Here is a 16,366-nt window from a genome sequence, read left to right on the forward strand (position 1 = left end):
GGCTAGGCCTCCTTCCGCACGGCGCCGTCGTCACCGTGGCCGTCGCCGTCGCCGTACTTGGCCGCGGGCCCGGCCCCGTCGCCGTACTTGGCCGCGGGCCCGGCCCCGTTGTCGCCCTCGACCCCGCATACGGCCCCGCCGCCGTCGTGGTCACCGTCGATGTCGTGGCTGTCGTCGTCGCCGGTGTCGTCGTCGGGCAGCAGGCGTACCGTCCCCGCGGTGCCGTCCAGCTCGATCCGGGCGCCGTCCGGGATGGCCGTCATGGCGTCGCGGACCGCGACCACGGTGGGAACTCCGAGGAGGCGGCCGCTGATCGCGGTGTGCGAGACGAGGCTGCCGCGTTCGACGACGATCCCCTTGGCGGCCATCATCAGTGCCAGCCAGCCGGGGTCGGTCTCCTTGGCGACCAGGATCCGGCCGACGCACTCCTCGGGCGGAACGCCCGTGTCCCGGACGACCAGGGCCCGGCCGCGCACGGTGCCGCTGCTGGAGGCGATGCCGCGCAGCACGCCGTCCAGGTCGGGTCCGGTGCCGGGCCCGGCGGCGCTGCGGGAGGCGAGCGCGACCGGCACGGGCAGGCCCCCGGGCACCGTGAAGTAGGCGGGCGGGTCGGGCAGTTGAGCACAAGCGGCGGACCGGGCCGCGCGGCGGCGGACCAGGGCGCGCAGGTCGGTCTCGGGCAGGGTGCCGTCGAAGGCGCCCAGCACCTCCTCGGCCTGGAGGTGGACGACGTCGGCGGCGCTGTCCAGCAGGCCGGCCTCGACCAGCCGGCGGGCGAGCCGCCACAGCACCTCGCGGGAGACGCCGTAGAGCTGGCTGCGGCAGAATCGGGTGTCCTCGCGGGCCTTGACGCTGAACCGCAGCGAGGCCAGCACGGCTCCGAGCACGGCCCGCCGGAGCGGGTTGGGGCAGGCCTCGCGCAGGGCGCGCCCGGCGGCGGCGCGGGCCGCGGCCTCGTCGGCCTCGTTGGCGGCGACGGTCAGCCCCTGGGTGACGTAGGGCCGCAGCGCGGTGACGATCTGCCAGGGCTCCTGGCGCGGGGTCGGCACCTCCAGTTTGAGGTCGTGCAGGGCCCGGTCGCCGTAGGTGCGCAGGTGCCGTAGGAAGGCCTCGGCGGTCTGTGTGCCGAAGGCGCCCGAGGTGATCTCCCGCCAGACCTCGCGTTCGGGTCGTTCCAGTACGGCGGTGCGCAGCGCCGGGCGGGCGGCGACGCGTTCGGCCAGCGCGAGGGCCGAACGCGCCGACGCCAGCGTGCGGTTGGGCCGGCCGCCGCCCAGCAGCCGGGGCAGCAGCTTCGCGCCGTCCGGCACCCAACGGTCGAGCAGGGCGTCGGCGCAGGTCAGGGAGACGAGCGCGAAGTAGCTGGCGACCATGGTGACGCCCCAGCGGTGTTCGGCCTCGGTCCACATGGTGCGGTAGCGGGCGATCAGTTCGTCGGCGGTGCAGTCCTCGAAGGAGGGCCACTGCGCCATCAGGCCGTCCCACCAGCGCAGGAACTGCTTCAGGCGGCGCGGCTGGGTGACGTAGGCGCGGGCGAGGCGGGGCGCGGCCCGCAGGAGCTGCCGCCGGGCGCGGCGGCGGGCGGCGGCGTCGGGTCCGGCGTCCTCGGTGAGCTCGGTGAGGCCGAGGGAGCGCTGCCACATGGGGCGGATCAGATCGAACCCGGGGATCTGGCCGTGCAGCGCGAACCAGGCGTCGAGCCGGTAGTAGACGCGCCCGTCGAGGTGTCCGATCATCCGGCTGAGGTGGTGCTGGTTGCGGCGCAGGGAGTGCTCGGGCACGCCGAGCCGCCGGTAGAAGTCGGCGAAGCCGGTGCGGTAGAAGACCCGGGCCTGGGAGTAGGTCAGCGTGGAGGTGACGCCCGGGAAGGACTCGGTGAGGTTGTGGTTGGTCCAGGGCACCGGCGGCGCGCCCGCCGCCTGCCCGGGGGCGGCCCGTACGACCGGCCGGGCCTGGACGAGGTGGACGGCGCCGTCGGCGGTGAGGGTGCCCTCGATGTCCTGGGGGCCGCCGAAGAGGTCTTCGGCGCGGGCGGCGAGCGCGCCGATGGCGCGCACCTCGTCGTCGTCCAGCACCGGCTGCCGGGCGAGCGCGGCGGGGACCGGCAGAAGCACCGGGCCGGCGTCCGGGCGGGCCGGATCGAGGCCCGCCAGCACGGACTTGACGGCGAGTTCGGCGCGTACGGCGCCGGTGGCGCGGTCCATGAAGAAGTGATCGATGTCGGCCTTCTCCTGCACGATGCCCTCGCCGATGCCGTGGGCGGCGGCCACCACCGCCTGGTCGGTGCCGCCGCGCGGATCGCTGGTGAACATCACGAAGGACCGCACGCCCGGCACCATGCGCTGCACGCCGACGGCGACGCGCACGCCGGTGGCGTCGGCGCCGCGCCGCGCCCGGTAGAGCACCGCCTCGGGGTTGTAGGCGGAGGCCCAGCAGGCTGCGACGCGGTCGAGGAGGGCGTCCCGGCGGACGTAGAGGAAGCTGTCGGACAGTCCGGCGAAGGGGTCGTCGGCGCCGTCCTCCCCGCTGCCGTCCGGCTGGGCGGCGACGCAGCCTCGTACGGCCACCAGCCCGTCGGGACCGGCGAGTTCGTCGAAGGCGGCGAGCAGCTGCCGGGCCAGGCCGGCGGGCAGGGCGGTGGCACGGACCCGGTCCCGGGCGGCGCGGGCCCAGGCGGACAGGTCCCCGGTGCTCGCGTGGGCGCCGGGGAAGCCGGCCGGGGCCGGGACGGAGGCGGTGAACGCCTCGGCGGTGAGCGCGAAGAAGGCAGGTACGGGCAGGCCGGCCCGGCGCATGGCGTGCTGTCGGGAGAACTTGTGGCCGACCAGGGCGGGGTCCGCCAGGCCGGCCTCGGTGCCGGCCAGCAGCAGGGCGGTCGCCGTACGGGAGTCCGGCAGGCGTGTGGTCGGGGCCATCGGCTACCACACCCCCGGCAGCAGCCGCGCCCGGCCGCCCGCGTACCCGGCGTATCCCGGGACCGTCCACAGCACGCGTTCCTCGACCCGGATCCGCCAGACGATCACCGCGCCCAGGGCGAGCAGGAACAGCACGCTCAGCGGGTTGGGGAAGAACGCGACGAACGCGGCGTTGGCGAGCAGCATCCCGGTGTAGGCGGGGTGCCGCACCTGCCGGTAGGGGCCGTGGGTGACGATGGAGTGGTCGGAGTAGCGGACCACGTGGTGGGAGTAGAAGCGGCCCAGGGTGCGGATCGCGACCAGGCGCAGCGCGACGGCGGCGGCGAACACCACGACCGGCACGGTCAGCCAGGCCGACCAGTCGTGCCAGGGCAGCGGCCAGAGCACGGCGCAGACCCCGGTGCCGGCCCGGGCGAGCGCGTACGGCAGCAGGGTGCGGTTCTCGGCGGCCGACTGGGAGGGGTGCCGTACGGTGATGCCGGTCTCGGCGAGGATCCACGCCAGGTACAGGCCGGCGAACAGGGCGCCCGCCAGGTGCGGTCCGTCGGTGTCCGCGGTCAGCAGCAGCCCGATGCCAAGGGCGAACAGAGTGCAGGTCAGGGGCAGCAGGGCGCGCAGCGCCAGGACGACGAGGCGCTGGTTCATGCCGCCGCCCCGGCACCGGCCCGGAAGGCACGGTAGGCCTCGGGGGTCAGGCCCTTGCTGACGTAGATCAGGGAGCCGACCCGGGTGTCCTCGCCCGCGATCAGCTCGAACGTGAGCCGGGCCTTGTCGTCGGGCACACGGGTCTGCCGCCAGCGCAGCGCCAGGGGCAGGGTGCGGGGCAGGTCGACGGGCACATCGGCGGTGAGCCGCAGCCAGAGCATCTGCACCTCGGGCGGCCAGCCGCCGACGCGGTGCGAGAGCAGGGTGGCGAACTGCCGGCCGGCTTCGACGACGGACTTCAGGGAACGCCGGCCGGACCGGCGGCCGGACAGCGTGTGCCCGGGGGCGGGCAACAGGACCGGCGCGGTGAACACGCCGTCGGCGAAGCGGGGTTCACCGAGCATGACGTTCTCCGGGCGGGTGCGGTGCACGAGCGAGGCAGGGGCGGGGGCGGTGCCCGGCGCGAGGGGGCCGGTGTCCCGGCCCGGGAGCGGCTCCTGGTCCCGGGACAGGGTGAACCAGCTGTCCGCCACGGCGGCCGGCCCCTGGGTGACGCGCAGGGTGTGGCGGCCGTTCTCGGGCGGGGCGGCGTACAGCACCAGGCCCGGCGAGAGCTCGGGCATCACACGGAAGTTCACCACCCACTTCACCCGGGAGCCCGCCGGGGCGGCGAGGCGGTCGCCGACGGCGTCCGCCATGGCGCACACCAGGAGCATGCCGGGCACGTGGTCCAGCGGGTGGTCGTAGAAGAACGGGTCGCTCTGGTCGACGGTCACATCCGTCACCCAGGAGTCGGCGTCGGTGCCGGAGGCGGTGAGGTGCCCGGCACCGGTGTGCAGCGGGGTCGTCTCCTCCGTCCGGTTCTGCGGGCGGGTCGTCGGCGTCGTCATCGGTCGTCCTCGATTCCTGCCTGTGCTGCTCGGTCTGTGGGGTCCGGCGCACGGCTGGGCCCTGACACGCGGCGGGCGGTCCCCGGTCGGGGGCGGGAACGCGCCGCTTCGACGCCGGTAACACCGCGCGGGGGCGGCACCGGTGGCGGTCGGGCTCGGCAGCCGGCTCCGTTCGAGCGGGAGTCCTCGGCTCGGCGTTCGGGGCAGTCTTGACGAGACGGCTGACATCCGGCTGACCCGTGCCTCCGGCATATGGGCGGCGGGTGACAGCGTTGTCGTCCCGTCAGTTCGGCGTCAGCGGGCCGCGTCACGCTCGGGCTTCTGTACGTATCCGAGGGGCCGGCGCCGGCCGTGTGCGGTCCGGTCCCCGTGGCTGGGGAGGCCTGCGCATGATTCTGGTGACGGGCGCGACCGGGACGGTGGGCGGTGCGGTGGCGCGTGCGCTGGCGGCGGCCGGTGCGGTCCGCGTGCTGTGCCGCGACCCCGCCCGGCTCCCCGCCCTGGGCCCCGGCGCGGAGGTCGCCGTCGGCGCCTACGAGGACCGGGCGTCGCTGCTGCGGGCGCTGGCCGGGGTGGAGGCGGCGTTCCTGGTCACCACCGACCCGGGTGGCCTCAGTGACGCGCGCTTCCTGACGGCGGCCGCGACGGCCGGAGTACGGCACGTGGTGAAGCTGTCCGCGTACGCGGCCGGCGAGACGGACGCCGACGACCTGATCACCCGGTGGCAGCGTGACTGCGAGGACCTGCTGCGGTCCTCCGGGCTCGGCTGGACCCTGCTGCGCCCGCGCGCGTTCATGTCCAACACGCTGGCCTGGGCGGACTCGGTGCGCAGCGAGGACGTGGTGCACGCGCTGCATCCCCGGGCGGCGAACGCGTGCGTCGATCCCCGGGACGTCGCCGAGGTCGCGGTGGCCGCGCTGACCTCACCCGGGCACGAGGGGCGCGTCCACACCCTGACGGGCCCCGAGGCGCTCTCCGCCGAGCAGCAGACGCGGGATCTCGCGGCGGCCCTCGGCCGTCCGCTCCAGTGCCGCGAACTGACCCCGGAGCAGGCCGCGGCCCGCTGGTCGCGCCGCTATCCGCCGCAGGTGGTGCACGCCCTCCTGCGCAGCGCGGAGCGCCAGGCGCGGGGGCGCAAGACGACCGTCGACCCGACGTTCACACGGCTCACCGGCCGCGGCCCGCGCTCCTACGGGCAGTGGGCGCTGGACCACCGGTCCGCGTTCGGCCCGGGTCGCGGGGCGGCACCGTCCCGCGACGAGGCGCTCGCCGGCAGGCGCGGGTGACGCACCTGGAGGGCACGGGAGCCGGTCCGGCTAGAACCCGTCGTACCGCTTCGGCCGCCGGCTCCTGCCGCGCCACAGGACCACCGCCGCGACCAGCAGGACTCCCCCGGCGCTGCCGGCCAGGGGGCCCGCCCAGTCGGAGGCGGAGCCGGTGGCCTCCGGAGCGTCCGGGCCGGAGCCGAAGTACTTGCCGGCGTAGGCCGCCGGGCGCAGCCCCTTGGGCTTGAGCCCCGCCGCCGCCTTCAGGGCCGCCGCCGGGTCGATCATGCCGAAGCCGCGGGAGTCGTCGCGGCCGCCCACCGGGGCGTCACGGGCCGTGTCCTCCAGGAGCTTCTTGATCTGGGCCGGGGTCAGGTCGGGGTGGGCCGCCTTGACCAGGGCGGCCGCGCCCGAGACGAACGCGGAGGCGGCCGAGGTGCCCCAGCCCTCGTAGTACTTGTGGTCGGGGTCGGCGATGACCACGTCCACCCCGGGCGCGCTGACCGCGGCGTACCAGCGGCGGGTGGAGAAGGAGGCGCGGGTGCCGTACTTGTCCACGGCGGTGGCGGCGATGACGCCCGGGTAGGCCGCGGGATAGGAGACGTGGTCACCCTTGTCGCCGCCGTTGCCCGCGGAGGCCACGACGACCACGCCCTTCTTCAGGGCGTACTGCACGGCCTCGTCCTCACTGGGCTCCGGGTGCGCGGAGTCGGAGTCGTCGCCGAGGGAGAGGTTGATGACGTCGGCGCCGTGGTCGGCGGCCCAGCGGATGCCGTCGGCGAGGGCGTTGCCGCGGGTGGTGCGGGCCTTGGCGCGGGCGGCGTCGCCGTCCTCGAGGATGACCCGCACGGGCAGGATCTTCGCCTCGGGGGCGACGCCCATGACGCCGTCGGTGTCGCCGGGTCCGTGGCCGTGTCCGGCGATGATGCCGGCCATGGCGGTGCCGTGCCGGGCCCAGTTGCGGTCGCCGGGCTGGGCGCCGAAGCCGATCATGTCCTGGGCGGGCAGGACGTTTCCGGCCAGGTCCGGGTGGTCGGCCTCGACTCCGGTGTCCAGGACGGCGACGGTGACGCCCCGGCCCTTGGTGGTGCGCCAGGCCTCGTCGAGGTGGAGGGCGGACAGGCCCCACTGCTGGGCGCGGATGCTGTCGGCGTGGGCGGCGGTGGCCGGGAGCAGGACGAGGGAACCGGCGAGCAGCACGCTCGCCGCCGCGCCGGCCGGGCCCACGCGGCGGCTGCCGCCCTTCGTTCGCCTCATGACGGTCTCTCCGAGGCCGAGCTGACGGTCTGGCGCAGTCGCCGTTCGATGCGGTCGGCCAGGCCCTGCGCCTCGTTGCCGAGGCCGGCCTGGGCGGGTGCCGTGGTGGCGGCGGAGCCGGTGGTGTCCGCGGCGGGCTGCGGCGAGTCGACTCTCCGGCCGTCGGCCCAGCCGGAGACGGCGTAGGCGACGACGGGGGCGTCGGTGAGGACGGACAGGGTCCACGTGGCGCGCTGTCCGCTGCCGAAGCCGGCCGCGGCGGTGCCCTTGGCGGCGTACGGCAGGGGCATCAGATCGCTGCGGCGGTCCAGGTGCTCGTTGCGGAAGCGGGCGGCGAGCGCGGACATGCTCGCGGAGTCGCCCTTGGTGAACAGCAGGCCGACGGTGGTGACGTAGGTCTGGGTGGCGTCGGTGTAGGTGGCGCGCAGCAGGCGCCGGCAGCCGACGGGGGCGAGGACCTTGTGCAGCAGCGGGTCGAAGGCGTCGGCGCAGCCGCTGTCGGGGGCGACGGCGATCCGCGTCCAGGAGCGGTCGGCGCCGCCGGGTCCGGCTCCGGTGCCCTGGAGGGTGGGCGGGAAGAGCTGGTCGACGGGGACGCTGTGCCACAGCGTCGCAGCCGCGCTGAACCCGCTCCCGGCCGTGCCGTCCCCGCCGTCTCCGGTGAGCCAGCTCCCGGTCACGGCACCGCCGATGAGGCCGAGCCCGAGGACCAGACAGGCGGCGGCAGCGGCGGTCCGGGGCCGTACCCGCACCCCCAGTGGCCGCAGGCGCACCCGCTCGTCGTATCCCTCGGGCTCCCCGAAGGACATGACGGGCCGGCCACCCGCCCCGGCACCCCAGGAGAAGGCCGGGTCCGGTGCAGCCGGCGCAGGGCCGGCGGGGTGGGCGGGGCCGCTCGGACTCCAGGCGCCGCGGACGTCCCGCGCACCGGGCAGGCTCGACGGCACGGCGGAACCCGGGGCCGGGCGCCCGGAGGCGGGCGTGGCCGCGGAACCCGCGCGCGCCGGCCCGGGCGCCGACGGGATCGGCCGGAGCCGGGTCGTCGTCTCGGACGGCGACTCCGCGGGTGCTTCGGGGCGGTGGGGCCGGGACCCAGTGCGCAGCGCCGCCGAGGGATCCTCGCGGCCGGAAGCGGGGACGGACGCGGAGCCCGGGTACCCGGCGGCAGGCCGCTGCGGAGAGCCCGGGCGCCCGGAGGCGGACGGCGTCACCGGACCGGTACCGCGGCGCTGCGGTCCGGACGCCGACGCGATCGGCCGCAGCGGGGCCGTGGTCTCCGACAAGGATTCCGCCGGGACCTCGGGACGCGGGGACGCCCCCGGGGCGTGCCCCGGACGCGGCGGCACGGGCGCGGCGGCGCCGTCACCCGACAGGGCTGACCTGGCGGCCGCGTGGCCCGACGGGGCCGACCCGGCGGACATCTGACCCTGACCCGGCAGGGCCGACCCGGCTGACGCGTGGCCCGACGGGGCCGACCCGGCGGACATCTGACCCTGGCCCGGCAGGGATGACCCGGCGGACGCGTGGCCCGGCAGGGATGACCCGGCAGCCGTGTGACTCCCGGACATCTGACCCTGACCCGACAGGGCCGACCCGGCTGACGCGTGGCCCGGCAGGGATGACCCGGCAGCCGTGTGACTCGGCAGGGATGACCCGGCGGTGTCGTCGCCCGCCGAGGCTTCGGGGCGGTGGGGCCGGGGCCCGGAGAGGCGGGACGGGTGTGGCGGCACGGGCGTCGCCGTGCCGGCGTCGTGCGGTTCGCGGCCCGTGCTGGGCGGGGTGTCGGGGAAGCGGGCCGAGGCGGGGGGTGGCGGTGGGTTCACCGGGTCCGTGACCTCGGGTACGGCGGAGCGGCGGGAGCCGGGGATGCGGTGGCTGTCCGCCCCGGCCGCCCCTCCCTCGAACTCGGTCTGCGGCTGCGCCTGCCCCGTCGCCGGACCAAAGGCGCCGCGCGCTGCGCGCGGCGCGAACACGGAGGGCTCGTCGTCGAGGTCGCCCATGAAGTCGCCGCCGGCCGACGCCGCGGCCGTGGGCACGGTGTGCTGCGTCCCCGGGTTCCGGCGCACGGCCGGATCCGCAAGGGACCCGTACACGATCGGGATCTCGGCCGCCCCTGTGGACCCGATGGACCCGATGGACCCGGCGGAGCCGGCGGATCGGATGGACCCGGCGGACCCGATGGACCCAGTGGTCCCGGTGCTCCCGGTGCTCCCGGTGGCGGCTCCGTACACGGCCTGTTCCCCTGCCGTGTCCCCGGCGGCCCGTGCGGGCGTGCCCGGTGGCGGGGTCGCGGGGGTGGTGTCCTGGGCGGTGCCGGGAGGCGGTGTCGACGGGCGCGGAGGGACCGGGGCGCGGCGCGCTTCCGTGCTCATGCACCCCCCGTTTCCTCGTGCCCGGGCCGTTTCTCGTACACGGGCCGTCGTGCTTCCCGGCCGCGCCCGGTGGGAGAACTCCGTCCGGGCACGCATACCCGTACGGCTGGACCGGCATCCCGGTTCAGGTGACGCGGCCGGAAGCGTTCCGCCGTACGTGCGCGTCACTCTACGGGTTGTCCGGGAAGGAGAGAGAACCAGTCCGCCAGGCCGGGGCATCTGCCCGGAACGTCCCCCTACCCTGCGGTAATCCTGTCTGGCAGGCTTCCGTCATGACTGCGCGTGCCGCTGATCGGGCCCGTTACGACCGGGCCACCGCCCACCTCGACGCCCCTGTTGCGATCGTGGACCTGGACGCGTTCGACGCCAACGCGGAGGACCTGGTCCGCCGCGCCGCCGGCAAGCCCGTCCGGGTCGCCAGCAAGTCGGTCCGCTGCCGGGCCCTGCTGGAGCGCGTCCTGGCCAAGGACGGCTTCCAGGGCATCATGTCGTTCACCCTGGCCGAGTCGCTGTGGCTCGCACGCTCCGGGTTCGACGACATCCTGCTCGCCTATCCGTCCACCGACCGTGCCGGCTTCGCCGAGCTGGCCGCCGATCCCAAGCTCGCCGGCGCCGTCACCGTGATGATCGACGACGTCGCCCACCTCGACCACATCGACGCGGCCCGCGACGGCGGCCGTGAAGTGGTGCGTGTCTGCCTGGAGTTGGACACCTCGCTGAAGCTGCTGGGCGGCCGGGTCCGGGTGGGGGCGCTGCGTTCACCGCTGTACACACCGGCCCAACTCGCCGAACTGGCCCGGGCCGTGGCCCGGCGGCCGGGGTTCCGGCTGGTGGGGATCATGGCCTACGAGGGGCACGTCGCCGGGGTCGGGGACGCCGTGGCCGGGCGGCCGCTGCGCTCGCGGGCCATCCGGCTGATGCAGGCCGCCGCCCGGCGCGAACTGGCCGAGCGGCGCGGCGCCGTGGTGCGGGCGGTGCGGGCCGTGGCGCCCGGGCTGGAGTTCGTCAACGGCGGTGGCACGGGCAGTGTGCAGCACACCGCCGCCGAGGACGCGGTCACCGAGATCGCGGCCGGTTCGGGGCTGTACGTGCCGCGGCTCTTCGACAACTACACGTCCTTCACCGGCCGGCCGGCCGCCCTGTTCGCCCAGCCCGTCGTACGGCGGCCCGAGGTGGGTGTCGTGACCGTGCTCGGCGGCGGCTATCCGGCCTCCGGCGCGGCCGGTCCCGACCGGCTGCCGGTGCCGTACCTGCCGGAGGGCCTCGGCTACGACCCGCAGGAGGGGCCGGGCGAGGTGCAGACCCCGCTGCTCGGCGCGCCCGCCGACGACCTGCTCATCGGCGACAAGGTGTGGTTCCGGCACGCCAAGGCGGGCGAGCTGTGCGAGCGGTTCGACACGCTGCACCTGATCGAGGGGGATGCGGTGACGGCGACCGTGCCGACGTACCGCGGTGAGGGACAGACTTTCCTCTGAGACCTCCGAGACCTCTGAGGCCCCTATGAGGCCTAGAGGCCTATGAGCACCTTGGAGCACCTGAGGCAGCACCTGAGACCCCTGAGGCACCTGAGACCTCAGGGGCAGCTGCCGGCGCGGGCGGCGGCCGTCATGGTGGCGGCCGCCGCCCGGGTGCGCACCCCTACAGGGGCGTGACGTACGCGCCCGAGATTCCGCCGTCGACCAGGAAGTCGGTGGCGTTGACGAAGGAGGAGTCGTCGCTGGCCAGGAAGGCGACGGCGGCGGCGATCTCCTCGGCCTCGGCGAACCGGCCGACCGGGATGTGCACGAGCCGACGGGCGGCCCGCTCCGGGTCCTTGGCGAACAGCTCCTGCAGCAGCGGGGTGTTGACCGGGCCCGGGCACAGGGCGTTGACGCGGATGCCCTCGCGGGCGAACTGCACGCCCAGTTCGCGGGACATGGCGAGGACGCCGCCCTTGGACGCGGTGTAGGAGATCTGGGACGTGGCCGCGCCCATGCGGGCGACGAAGGACGCGGTGTTGATGATGGAGCCCCTGCCCTGGCGGCGCATGTACGGGATGGCGGCCTTGCAGCACAGGTAGACGGAGGTGAGGTTGACCTCCTGGACCCGCTTCCAGGCCTCCAGGCCGGTCTCCAGGATGGAGTCGTCGTCGGGCGGCGAGATGCCGGCGTTGTTGAAGGCGATGTCGACGCTGCCGTAGGTGTCGTACGCCGTCTCGAACAGCGCCTCGACCTGCTCGGGGTCGGTGACGTCGACCTTGACGAAGAGGCCGCCGACCTCGTCGGCGGCGGCCTTGCCGCGGGCTTCGTCGACGTCGGCGCAGACGACGTGCGCGCCCTCGGAGGCGAGGCGGCGGGCGGCGGCGAGGCCGATGCCGCTGCCTGCTCCGGTGACGACGGCGGTACGGCCGACCAGGCGGCGGCAAACGGTGGTGTCGGTCACTGTGCGGGGCCCTCCGTGCTGATGAAGACGTTCTTGGTTTCGGTGAAGGCGGTCAGGGCGTCCGGGCCGAGTTCACGGCCGAGTCCGGACTGTTTGAAGCCGCCGAACGGGGTCCAGTAGCGGACACTGGAGTGGGAGTTGACGGACAGGTTGCCCGCGCGGACGGCCTGGGAGACGCGCAGGGCGCGCCCGATGTCGCGGGTCCAGATGGAGCCGGACAGACCGTAGGGGGTGTCGTTGGCGAGGCGGATCGCGTCCTGCTCGTCGGTGAAGGGGAGGAGGACGGCGACGGGGCCGAAGATCTCCTCGCGGGCCGCCTCGCTGTCGTGCCGCTCCCCCGTGAGGACGGTGGGCGGGAACCAGAAGCCGGGCCCGCCGGGAGCGCTTCCGCGCAGGGCCGGTGCGCCCTCGGGGACGTACGACCGTACGCGGTCCAGCTGCTGGGCGGAGATCAGCGGGCCCATCTGGGTCTTCTCGTCGGCCGGGTCGCCCACCACGACGGCGGCCAGCGCGTCGGCGAGGAAGTCCCGGGCCTCTTCGAACACCGACTCCTGGACCAGGATGCGGGTGCGGGCGCAGCAGTCCTGGCCGGCGTTGTCCAGGAAGGAGAAGGGGTCGAGCGCGGTCTTGAGGTCGGCGTCGGCGAAGACGACGTTGGGGCTCTTGCCGCCGAGTTCGAGGGTGACCGGCTTGACCAGCCGGGCGCAGCGCTCCATGACCTCGCGGCCGGTGCGGGTGGACCCGGTGAAGACGATCTTGGCGACGTCGGGGTGGTCGACCAGGGCGCGGCCCGCGGTGTGGCCGTAGCCGGGGAGCACCTGGAAGAGGTGCTCGGGCAGGCCCGCCTCCAGGGCGAGTCCGGCCAGGCGCAGGGCCGTGAGAGGGGTGGTCTCGGCGGGCTTGAGGACGACCGCGTTGCCCGCGGCGAGCGCCGGGAAGGAGCCCCAGGCGGCGATCGGCATGGGGAAGTTCCAGGGCGCGATCACGCCGATGACGCCCAGGGGTTCGTGGAAGGTGACGTCCCAGCCGCCGGGGGCGGGGATCTGCCGTCCGAGGAGGCGTTCGGCGCCGCCGGCCGCGTACAGCAGCAGGTCGCGGGCGTTGCCGGCCTCCCAGCGGGCGTTGCCGAGGGTGTGTCCGGCCTCCCGGACCTCCAGGCGGGCCAGTTCCTCGACATGGGCGTCGACGACGTCGGCGAAGCGGCGCAGCAGGCGGGCGCGGTCGGCGGGCGGGAGCGCGGCCCACTTCTCCTGGGCGCGCGAGGCGCGTACGACGGCGGCGTCCACCTCGGCCGCGTCGGCGGCGGGGACGGTGGCGACGACCTCCTCGGTGGCGGGGTTGAGGACCTTCAGCTCGTGCGGGTCGGACACGTGATGACCTTTCACAGGCGTGCTCACAGGCGTTCGAAGGAGCGGCGAAGCTCCCAGTCGGTGACCGCGGCGTCGAAGGCCTCCAGTTCGACGCGTGCCATGTTGCGGTAGTGCGCGACGACCTCGTCGCCGAAGGCGGCCTTGGCGATCGGGCTGTTCTCCCAGAGCTCGGCGGCCTCGCGCAGGGTGGTCGGGACGTGCTCGAAGCCGGCGGTGTAGGCGTTGCCGGGGCAGGGCTCGGGCAGTTCCAGCTTCTGCTCGATGCCGTGGAGGCCGGCCGCGACCAGTCCGGCGACGGCGAGGTAGGGGTTGACGTCGCCGCCGGGGAGGCGGTTCTCGAAGCGCAGGGAGCGGCCGTGGCCGACCACGCGGAGGGCGCAGGTGCGGTTGTCGTGGCCCCAGGCGACGGCGGTGGGGGCGAAGGAGCCCGGCTGGAACCGCTTGTAGGAGTTGATGTTGGGGGCGTAGAGGAGGGAGAAGTCGCGCAGGGCCGCGAGCTGTCCGGCGAGGAAGTGGCGCATGACGTCGGACATCCCGCCGTCGCCGTCGCCCGCCATCGCGTTGCCGCCGTCGGCGTCGGCGAGCGAGAGGTGGATGTGGCAGGAGTTGCCCTCGCGCTCGTTGTACTTGGCCATGAAGGTGATCGAGACGCCCTCCTGGGCGGCGATCTCCTTGGCTCCGGTCTTGTACAGGGCGTGCTGGTCGCAGGTGGTGAGTGCCTCGTCGTAGCGGAAGGCGATCTCGTGCTGGCCGGGGTTGCACTCGCCCTTGGCGGACTCGACGGTGAGGCCGGCGGCCGCCATGTCGTTGCGCAGGCGGCGCAGCAGGGGCTCGATGCGGCCGGTGCCGAGGATGGAGTAGTCGATGTTGTACTGGTTGGCCGGGGTCAGGCCGCGGTAGTTCGCGTCCCAGGCCTGTTCGTAGCTGTCCTTGAAGACGATGAACTCCAGCTCGGTGCCGACCTGGGCGGTGTAGCCGAGCTCGGCGAGCCGCTCCAGCTGGCGGCGCAGGATCTGGCGCGGGGCGGCGACGACCGGGGCACCGTCGTTCCAGGCGAGGTCGGCGACGAGCAGGGCGGTGCCGGGGTGCCAGGGGATGCGGCGCAGGGTGGCGAGGTCGGGCTGCATGGCGAAGTCGCCGTAGCCGCGGTCCCAGGAGGACATCGCGTAGCCGTCGACGGTGTTCATCTCGGTGTCGACGGCGAGCAGGTAGTTGCACCCCTCGGTGCCGTGCTGCAGGACCTCGTCGAGGAAGAATCGGGCGGCGAACCGCTTGCCCTGGAGCCGCCCTTGCATATCGGGGAAGGCCAGGACGACAGTGTCGATCTCACCGCCGGCGACGAGGGCGTGCAGTTCCTCGACGTTCAGCGGGGGTGTGCGGTCTGCCACGGGAGAGCCTCCTTGGGCTGCTTCGCGTTTTACGGCGGGGCCGGGAGCCATAAGGTATTGCCGAGAACCATTGCTTGGGAAGGGGGTACGGCCGGATGTCCCACGAGACGGATGCGCACGAGGTGCCCGCACACGGAATCGACGACCGGCTCGCTCCGGTGCTGCGCCCGGTGCGGGCGGGCAACGGCTTCGAGGAGGCACTGGAGCAGATCCTCCAGGTCGTGCGGCTCGGCCTGGTGCCGGGCGGCGGGCGGCTGCCGGCCGAGCGGGAGCTGGCGGAGCGGCTCGGGATCAGCCGGGTGACCCTGCGCGAGGTGCTGAAGGTGCTCCAGGACCAGGGCCTGGTGGAGGCCCGGCGCGGGCGGTACGGCGGAACGTTCGTGCTGCCGCGCGCGGACGCGGGCGGCGAGGACGAGCTGCGGCGGCGGATCACCGAGGTCGACATCGAGGACGTGCTGCGCTTCCGCGAAGTGCTGGAGGTGGGGGCGGCGGGGCTGTGCGCGGCGCACGGGCTGACCGCCGACCAGGCCGACCGGCTGCGGGAGGCCCTGGACCGCACCCACGAGGCGCCGCTCGCCGACTACCGGCGGCTGGACACGCTGCTGCACCTGACCCTGGCGGAGCTGTGCGGTTCGCCGTCGCTGACCGCGCAGTACGCGGCGGTACGGGCGACCGTCAACGACCTGCTGGACTGCATCCCGCTGCTGGTGCGCAACCTGGAGCACTCGCAGCGGCAGCACATCGCACTGGTGGAGGCGGTGCTGGACGGGGACGCGGACGGCGCCCGGGAGATGATGCGCGAGCACTGTGCGGGCACGGCGGCACTGCTGCGGGGGTTCCTGGCGTGAGCCGGCTCTGCAAAGGTATGCACGATGACCTTTTGAATCCCTGGAGGGCAGCGTGACCGTACGACCGCTGATCGGTGTGAGTACGTACCTGGAGGCCGGTACGCGCTGGGGAGTGTGGGAGCTGGACGCCGTGCTGCTGCCGGCCGGCTATCCGCGGCTGGTGCAGCGGGCCGGAGGGCTCGCCTGTCTGCTGCCGCCGGACGCGCCCGAGCGGGCCGCCGAGGCGGTGGAGCGCCTGGACGGGCTGGTGATCGCGGGCGGGCCGGACGTGGACCCCTCCCGCTACGGCGCCGAGCGCTCACCGCGCACCGGGCCGCCCGCGCCGGAGCGGGACGCGTGGGAACTCGCGCTGATCAAGGCGGCGTTGGCGGCGGACGTGCCGCTGCTGGGGATCTGCCGGGGCATGCAGCTGCTGAACGTGGCCCTCGGCGGCACGCTGATACAGCATCTGGACGGGCACGTGGAGACGGTCGGCGTGTTCGGGAGGCATCGGGTGAAGCCGGAGCCGGGGACGCTGTACGCGGGGATCTCCCCGGAGGAGACGTCCGTACCCACCTATCACCATCAGGCGGTGGAGCGGCTCGGCGCGGGGCTCAGGGCGTCGGCGCATGCGGAGGACGGGACCGTGGAGGCGGTTGAGCTGCCCCGGGGTGAGGGGCGGGCGGGGTGGGTGCTCGGGGTGCAGTGGCATCCGGAGATGGGGTCCGATCTGCGGGTGATGCGGGCCTTGGTCGACGCCGCGTCCTGAGCCGCCGGCCCCACCGGGGGCTCCGCCCCATGGCCCCCCTGTTTCCCACTCCCCCGTCTCACTCGGCCGAGAGGCCCGCCGACACCCCCGTCCGCCGCCCCCTCGCGGACGACCTCGGGCCCGCCGCCCCTCATGAACGACAGAGCCCGCTCCCCCGCCGGTGCCCCCGGCCCGCCACCCCTCGTGACCGACAACGGCCCCCGTGCCGACGTCCCGGCCGGCTGCCCCGCGTGAACCCCCCGCCGAC

13 protein-coding genes are annotated in these 16,366 nt (G+C 74.7%); 5 read left to right on the plus strand and 8 right to left on the minus strand.

Features of this window, described 5'->3' with window-relative positions; all coding sequences use genetic code 11:
- Nucleotides 1–2 precede the first annotated feature (2 nt).
- Genes ACZ7P3_RS30600 through ACZ7P3_RS30610 form a run of 3 tightly spaced genes read right to left on the minus strand, consistent with a single transcriptional unit; the run spans nucleotide 3 to nucleotide 4,450 of the window.
- The gene (locus tag ACZ7P3_RS30600) at nucleotides 3–2,915 is read right to left on the minus strand and encodes a PEP/pyruvate-binding domain-containing protein (protein ID WP_472086555.1); all 2,913 of its coding nucleotides are present in this window, start codon (nucleotides 2,913–2,915) and stop codon (nucleotides 3–5) included.
- A 3-nt stretch (nucleotides 2,916–2,918) separates the two neighbouring features.
- Nucleotides 2,919–3,560 carry a methyltransferase family protein gene (locus ACZ7P3_RS30605; RefSeq protein ID WP_472086556.1) on the minus strand — a complete coding sequence of 214 codons (642 nt, stop codon included), beginning with the start codon at nucleotides 3,558–3,560 and terminating at the stop codon, nucleotides 2,919–2,921.
- On the minus strand, nucleotides 3,557–4,450 hold the full coding sequence (locus ACZ7P3_RS30610) for an AfsA-related hotdog domain-containing protein (RefSeq protein ID WP_472086557.1): 894 nt from the start codon (nucleotides 4,448–4,450) through the stop codon (nucleotides 3,557–3,559). Before ACZ7P3_RS30610 ends, ACZ7P3_RS30605 begins: the two co-directional genes overlap by 4 nt.
- Nucleotides 4,451–4,839: 389 nt before the next feature.
- Here ACZ7P3_RS30610 and ACZ7P3_RS30615 point away from each other — a divergent pair, with 389 nt between their 5' ends.
- The gene (locus tag ACZ7P3_RS30615; RefSeq protein WP_472086558.1) at nucleotides 4,840–5,736 is read left to right on the plus strand and encodes an NAD(P)H-binding protein; all 897 of its coding nucleotides are present in this window, start codon (nucleotides 4,840–4,842) and stop codon (nucleotides 5,734–5,736) included.
- 30 nt (nucleotides 5,737–5,766) lie between these two features.
- Here the strand turns inward: ACZ7P3_RS30615 and mycP are convergent, their stop codons facing one another.
- Both mycP and ACZ7P3_RS30625 read right to left on the minus strand, forming a co-directional pair.
- A complete protein-coding gene (gene mycP / locus ACZ7P3_RS30620; protein WP_472086559.1) occupies nucleotides 5,767–6,972 on the minus strand; it encodes a type VII secretion-associated serine protease mycosin in 1,206 nt (401 codons plus the stop codon).
- Entirely contained in the window at nucleotides 6,969–7,781 is an 813-nt protein-coding gene (locus ACZ7P3_RS30625) for a hypothetical protein (protein ID WP_472086561.1), read from the minus strand. The genes mycP and ACZ7P3_RS30625 overlap by 4 nt, the downstream gene beginning before the upstream one ends.
- 172 nt (nucleotides 7,782–7,953) lie before the next feature.
- On the opposite strand from ACZ7P3_RS30625, the gene ACZ7P3_RS30630 reads away from it, so the two are divergent.
- Together ACZ7P3_RS30630 and ACZ7P3_RS30635 are read left to right on the plus strand one after the other, a co-directional pair.
- Nucleotides 7,954–8,397: a hypothetical protein gene (locus ACZ7P3_RS30630; RefSeq protein WP_472086562.1), complete on the plus strand. Its 444-nt coding sequence runs from the start codon at nucleotides 7,954–7,956 to the stop codon at nucleotides 8,395–8,397.
- Between the two features lie 1,219 nt (nucleotides 8,398–9,616).
- Entirely contained in the window at nucleotides 9,617–10,819 is a 1,203-nt protein-coding gene (locus tag ACZ7P3_RS30635; protein WP_472086564.1) for an amino acid deaminase/aldolase, read from the plus strand.
- 163 nt (nucleotides 10,820–10,982) lie between these two features.
- On the opposite strand, the gene ACZ7P3_RS30640 is transcribed toward ACZ7P3_RS30635, so the two are convergent.
- Genes ACZ7P3_RS30640 through ACZ7P3_RS30650 form a run of 3 tightly spaced genes read right to left on the minus strand, consistent with a single transcriptional unit; the run spans nucleotide 10,983 to nucleotide 14,523 of the window.
- Nucleotides 10,983–11,765, minus strand: coding sequence for a 3-oxoacyl-ACP reductase (locus ACZ7P3_RS30640; protein WP_472086566.1), 783 nt, complete (start codon nucleotides 11,763–11,765; stop codon nucleotides 10,983–10,985).
- The gene (locus ACZ7P3_RS30645) at nucleotides 11,762–13,135 is read right to left on the minus strand and encodes an aldehyde dehydrogenase family protein (protein ID WP_472086567.1); all 1,374 of its coding nucleotides are present in this window, start codon (nucleotides 13,133–13,135) and stop codon (nucleotides 11,762–11,764) included. Before ACZ7P3_RS30645 ends, ACZ7P3_RS30640 begins: the two co-directional genes overlap by 4 nt.
- Nucleotides 13,136–13,158: 23 nt before the next feature.
- Nucleotides 13,159–14,523 (minus strand): glutamine synthetase family protein, encoded by a 1,365-nt coding sequence (locus ACZ7P3_RS30650; RefSeq protein WP_472086568.1) that lies wholly within the window; start codon nucleotides 14,521–14,523, stop codon nucleotides 13,159–13,161.
- A gap of 95 nt (nucleotides 14,524–14,618) precedes the next feature.
- On the opposite strand from ACZ7P3_RS30650, the gene ACZ7P3_RS30655 reads away from it, so the two are divergent.
- Both ACZ7P3_RS30655 and ACZ7P3_RS30660 read left to right on the plus strand, forming a co-directional pair.
- Entirely contained in the window at nucleotides 14,619–15,371 is a 753-nt protein-coding gene (locus tag ACZ7P3_RS30655) for a FadR/GntR family transcriptional regulator (RefSeq protein ID WP_472086569.1), read from the plus strand.
- Between the two features lie 52 nt (nucleotides 15,372–15,423).
- Nucleotides 15,424–16,119 (plus strand): gamma-glutamyl-gamma-aminobutyrate hydrolase family protein, encoded by a 696-nt coding sequence (locus ACZ7P3_RS30660; protein WP_472086571.1) that lies wholly within the window; start codon nucleotides 15,424–15,426, stop codon nucleotides 16,117–16,119.
- Nucleotides 16,120–16,366 lie beyond the last annotated feature (247 nt).

The sequence above is a fragment of the Streptomyces sp. NPDC107581 genome, assembly GCF_055657175.1.